Origin of the sequence: Microcoleus sp. D2_18a_D3, assembly GCF_036702455.1 — a bacterium.
GTDB lineage: Bacteria > Cyanobacteriota > Cyanobacteriia > Cyanobacteriales > Microcoleaceae > Microcoleus.
The window spans coordinates 1-5,186 of the sequence record NZ_JAUBTK010000171.1; the positions used below are offsets into that span (position 1 = coordinate 1).

General features: G+C 42.1%; 4 protein-coding genes. All 4 read left to right on the plus strand.

Annotation, left to right across the window (positions count from 1 at the left end; genetic code table 11):
- Positions 1-226: 226 nt before the first annotated feature.
- The 4 genes from QUB06_RS34015 (at position 227) to QUB06_RS34030 (ending at position 5,030) form a co-directional block, all read left to right on the plus strand.
- On the plus strand, positions 227-1,504 hold the full coding sequence (locus QUB06_RS34015) for an ATP-dependent DNA ligase (RefSeq protein WP_333439183.1): 1,278 nt from the start codon (positions 227-229) through the stop codon (positions 1,502-1,504).
- A gap of 89 nt (positions 1,505-1,593) precedes the next feature.
- Positions 1,594-2,169, plus strand: a complete 576-nt coding sequence (locus QUB06_RS34020; protein ID WP_333439185.1) for a Uma2 family endonuclease — start codon at positions 1,594-1,596, stop codon at positions 2,167-2,169.
- 188 nt (positions 2,170-2,357) lie between these two features.
- Positions 2,358-3,599 carry an exonuclease SbcCD subunit D gene (locus QUB06_RS34025; RefSeq protein ID WP_333439187.1) on the plus strand — a complete coding sequence of 414 codons (1,242 nt, stop codon included), beginning with the start codon at positions 2,358-2,360 and terminating at the stop codon, positions 3,597-3,599.
- A gap of 105 nt (positions 3,600-3,704) precedes the next feature.
- The gene (locus tag QUB06_RS34030; protein WP_333439189.1) at positions 3,705-5,030 is read left to right on the plus strand and encodes an AAA family ATPase; all 1,326 of its coding nucleotides are present in this window, start codon (positions 3,705-3,707) and stop codon (positions 5,028-5,030) included.
- Positions 5,031-5,186 lie beyond the last annotated feature (156 nt).

Genomic DNA, 5,186 nt, shown 5'->3' on the forward strand with positions numbered 1-5,186 from the left:
GTTCTTGTTTCGCCGATCATATGTTAGGTTCTTCTGAACCTTTGTGTCAAGCTTAATTAAGATGCTCTTACCCTGTGTGCCCTCTGCGCCTCTGCGGTTAAAAAATAAATCTAGTTCACAAATGAAAGAGTTAAATTTATTCACACCACCTAATTGTCACCTAAAACTTGACTAATAAATCAATGTTTAGTAGAGTATATAAATAGCCCTACACAAAGGAGGCAGTATGGACTGCACCGAATACGCAGAAGCCAAGCGAAAAGCAGCTAAAAAAATTAGCGCCGACATTCGAGAACGCTGGAACAATCGCATCGTGACGCGAGGATTGCACTTGATGGGAGAAGCGGGGGCCGTGCAGTATTTGGCTGATTACGGGCGCGGAATTGGTACGGCAAAAGTTATTGGTTTTGCACTGTGCGCGGAGTCGGAAGGATACCCCGAAATGGCTTTGGGATTTTGGAAAAGAGCATTTGAATTGGAAACCGGAGAAAAGCCGATCGCCCTAAATCCTCCAAACAATTCTACCGCCGATTTCGCTCCTGCTAAATCATCAATTTCCGCCCCAAAAATAGAAACTGCCAACAATCCCATTGTTGCCGAATTGCCACCGCACTTACAGCCGGGAAGAATTGTCACCATGCAGCCGGTGGACGCGCCCAGTGAACGTTCTTATTACATAGAAAACCCCGATTATTGGGGACAGCCAAAGCGCGACGGCAATCGAGTAGTGGTCATCGCGACGCCAGATAAAGTATACTACCAATCGCGATCGACTAACCTGCGGCAACAAGCATCGATTGAGATCGATCGCACATTAATCGACATAGCCACTAAAATTGGCATCTTTATTTTAGACGGCGAACTGTATTACAAAAGCTGTACGGGCAGCGAACACCGCACCGGCGCGCAAGCTGCTACAGTTAATATTGAAAGCGGTTTTCCCACAATCCAGCCCAGCGCAATTTATGCCATTTTTAAAAGTTTGTTTTTCCAAGGCAATGATTTAACTACCGTGGCAGAATCCGAACGAATTGCAGCGGGAGTTGAAGTTGGCGAAATGCTGGCGAATTTATCCCCAGCCTTTGAAGTTGTACCGACATTTCGCACCACCGCCGAAAAACTCGTCCTGGCAAATCAGCAAGAATCTGAAAATAAAGAAGGCGAAGTTTGGGTATTACACAACTGCCAATATGTCGGCGGAAAAGATGTTAAAAAATATCCGATGGTTAGAACTAAATACTGTCAAGAATACGATTTGTTTATTGTGGGTTTGACGGCGACAAAAGTTGCGGGCAGGCCGTTTAGCGCCGTCAAAGTAGCGCAAGAAATTGATGGCAAATTAGTCCCAGTAGGAACCGTGGGAACCGGGTTTAGCGGGGAGGAAATGCAGGAAATTGCCCGACTCTACGAGGCTAACCCCAAAAGTGTCAAAATTAAAGTGCGATCGCAGGGTTTGACGGAAAGTGGCAAATTATGGCACGCACGATTTCTGGAGTTTTGTTAAATTTGTAGGGGAACGGCACTGCCGTTTCCTTCCCCAAATATGCGAGTTCCAACACATAGTATCAGATAAAATCAGCGGAGTAAAAATCAATGGTTATTAGCAAAAACAATTTCTACATTTCTCCAGAAGAGTACTTAGAAGGCGAGCGAGTAAGCCCGATCAAACACGAATACAGACGCGGACACGTTTATGCAATGACAGGGGCAAAAAAGCCTCACATTATTATTGGTAGTAATTTAGTTCGGCTGCTGGGAAATCATCTTCTGAATACACCATGCTTAGTTTTATCATCAGATATAAAAGTCCGACTGGAAGAGGCAAATTGCTATTACTATCCTGACGTAGCGGTGACTTGCGACGAAAGAGATACCTCAACTACTGAAGATTTCATTTTATATCCATCTTTAGTGATTGAGGTATTGTCGCCCTCAACAGCAGCTTTCGACAGAGGCGATAAATTTGCCGATTACCAAACTTCTGCGAGTTTGCAAGAATACGTACTCATCACTCAATCTGAGATTAAAATTGAGTGTTTTCGACTCAATGCTGAGGGAAATTGGGTTTCTCAGATTTACCGACAAGCAGATGAGTTAGAGTTAATGAGTATAGATTTTCGCTGCCCGATCGCACAAGTTTATCAAAAAGTACCCGGAATGGTATTGTGATGTATGAAACAAGATTTTTAGTAGTAATCTCCTCTCGTCTGTACTTTGACAAAAACCTTAAACCTAGTTCTTAGTAAAGACTTTAGTTTTTCTGCCGAAGCTAAAGGAGGGCTGAAGTCATCACTACGAACCGATGACGACTGAAGTCATCACTACGAACCAAAAAGATAATTTACAAATAAAAAACAATGATTAAAATCTTACACCTTTCAGACATTCACATGGGCAGCGGCTTTTCCCACGGCCGGATTAACCCAGAAACCGGTTTAAATACGCGGCTGGAAGACTTCGCGGCGACGCTGAGTAAATGTATGGATAGAGCAATTTCTGAACCCGTAGATTTAGTTATATTCGGCGGCGATGCTTTCCCGGATTCGACGCCTCCACCGTTTGTCAAAGAGGCTTTTGCCCGCCAATTCAGCCGCTTGGTGGAGGCGCAAATTCCGACTGTTTTGCTAGTAGGAAATCACGACCAACATTCTCAGGGACAAGGTGGCGCGAGTTTGGGGATTTATCGGACTTTGGGGATACCTAAGTTTATTGTAGGCGATCGCCTGGACACTCACCTGATTCAAACCCGCAGCGGGCCCATACAGGTGGTAACATTGCCTTGGTTGACTCGATCGACCTTAATGACACGTTCCGAGACTGAAAGCCTGTCTATGGGCGATGTTAACCAATTATTAACCGAAAAACTGACGATCGCAATGGAAGGCGAAATTCGCCGCCTCAACCCCGACATACCAACCGTACTTTTAGCGCATTTAATGGCAGATAAAGCCAGTCTGGGCGCCGAACGTTTTTTAGCAGTTGGCAAAGGTTTTAACATACCCGTTTCCATGCTAACTCGCCCTTGTTTTGATTACGTTGCCCTCGGTCACGTTCACAAACACCAAAATCTCAATGCTTCCAACAATCCGCCCGTAATTTATCCCGGAAGTATCGAACGAGTTGACTTTAGTGAAGAGAAAGAAGATAAAGGTTTTGTGTTAGTTAATTTGGAACGGGGGAAAGCAGAGTGGGAATTTTGCACTTTGCCAGTGCGGGTGTTTCAGACGATTAAAGTGAATGTTTCCGAATCGGAAAACCCGCAAGCCGAGTTAGTTAAAGCTATTGGCAAGAAAGAGATACAAGACGCGGTTGTGAGATTGATTTACCAATTGCGATCGGAACAATTAGATTTAATCGACAACGCAGAATTGCACGCACTTCTGGGGGAAGCGCACAGCTACACAATCCAGCCGGAATTAGTCAGTCAGTTAGCAAGGCCGCGTTTACCCGAATTGAATGCTAATAATAGTATAGAACCGTTAGAAGCTTTGAAAACTTATCTGGCAAGTCGCGAAGATTTGAAAGATGTGGCGGAGAGTATGTTGGAGGCGGCGCAGGGTTTGTTGGGAGGGAAAGAGGAGGTTGTGGTAGAATTTTAGGTATGGGAATGATTTAACCGCAGAGAACGCTTCAGAGCACAGAGGAAGAGAAGAGAGAGATGAATAATTCCAATACTAACGGATTTGATATAACTAGAGGGAAAAATGAGAATCCATAAAATTTTTGTCACTAAACTTTTTGGAGTGTTCAACCATCCGGTTTCGCTCAATATGGAAGATAGAATCACGATTATTCATAGTCCGAATGGATTTGGTAAAACAGCATTACTTAGGCTAATCAATGGATTCTTTAATTCACGTTACTCAGAAATTCGGACTATTCCATTTGAAGAATTTAGAATAGACTTTGATGATGGCAGTTATTTGCAAATAACTAAATCTATTGATACCAGTGAAGATAAAAAAGATAAAGATTTGACATTTTATTTTTCTAAGCCTGGTGCAGAAGCAGAGATATTTTTACCTAATCTATTAATAGATTCATTGGCAGAAACAAATGTTTCTTTGGATATCACAGAGGAGAGACTACAGTCATCAGGTGGTATAGAAACACAAACTAAAAATTCGGAATCAATCGCCTTTCAAAATCTTGCCAAGGCCTTGACTGACTTGACTAAACATTTAATCTCAAGAAAAGTTAATAAAGAACCAAAGTGGCTATCAGAACTAAAAAGCTCGATTGATATTCGTTTTATAGAAACTCAGCGCTTGTTAACTCCCTCAAATATTCCTGAAGCAGCGGTAGACACAAAACATCCATTAATGATTCCCTCAGTTAATATATATTCTCAGGAACTCGTAGAAGAGATTCAAGCAAAACTAGCTGAATACGGTGCATTGTCTCAGTCTCTTGAAAGAACGTTTCCTGCGAGAATTTTCAACAACAAAGCACCCTCGGATATAACAGAGGAAACACTTCGCAACAAATTAAATGAAATTGAGGAAAAGCGTTCTCGTCTCAGAGAAACTGGTCTTTTAGATAAAGACGAGAATTCTGATTTCCAAGTAGAACAAAATATTGATGGAGTCACAAAAAACATTCTGTCAGTTTATGTTGAAGATGTAGAACAAAAACTCATGGTTTTCAAGGAACTTGCTACTAAAATAGAACTTTTCAAAGGAATTATTAAACAGCGATTTCTCTATAAAAACATGAGCATCAGTAAAGAGAAAGGTTTTACCTTTACAACGGCGGATGGTAAGCCTTTGTCGCCGACAGACTTATCTTTTGGAGAACAGCATGAACTGGTAATGCTTTACCAGTTGTTATTCAAAGTTCAAGCTAACTCGCTTGTTCTCATTGACGAACCCGAACTTTCGCTGCATATAGCATGGCAAGTCGAGTTTCTCAAAGATTTGCAAGCAATTATTAAGCTGGCAAACTTTGATGTTTTATTAGCAACTCATTCTCCAGATATTATTGACGATAGCTGGAATTTGACAGTGGAATTAAAAGGGCCAGTTGAATGACCCAAAACCTTAAACTCGATCCACAAAACCTTAAGCCCGATCGCATTGCCAACAGAATTCGCCTGCTGAGAACTCAATCTCTAGGACTTACGCATTGACAAAAAACATTATCTATGTATTCTAGACTCTAACATCATTGCTAAGGTTCGCCAAAAT

Bases quoted from the DNA above. Each gene is read 5' to 3' on its own strand.
- QUB06_RS34015 (WP_333439183.1), top strand. From the start codon at position 227: ATGGACTGCACCGAATACGCAGAAGCCAAGCGAAAAGCAGCTAAAAAA.
- QUB06_RS34030 (WP_333439189.1), top strand. From the start codon at position 3,705: ATGAGAATCCATAAAATTTTTGTCACTAAACTTTTTGGAGTGTTCAAC.
- QUB06_RS34020 (WP_333439185.1), top strand. From the start codon at position 1,594: ATGGTTATTAGCAAAAACAATTTCTACATTTCTCCAGAAGAGTACTTA.
- QUB06_RS34025 (WP_333439187.1), top strand. From the start codon at position 2,358: ATGATTAAAATCTTACACCTTTCAGACATTCACATGGGCAGCGGCTTT.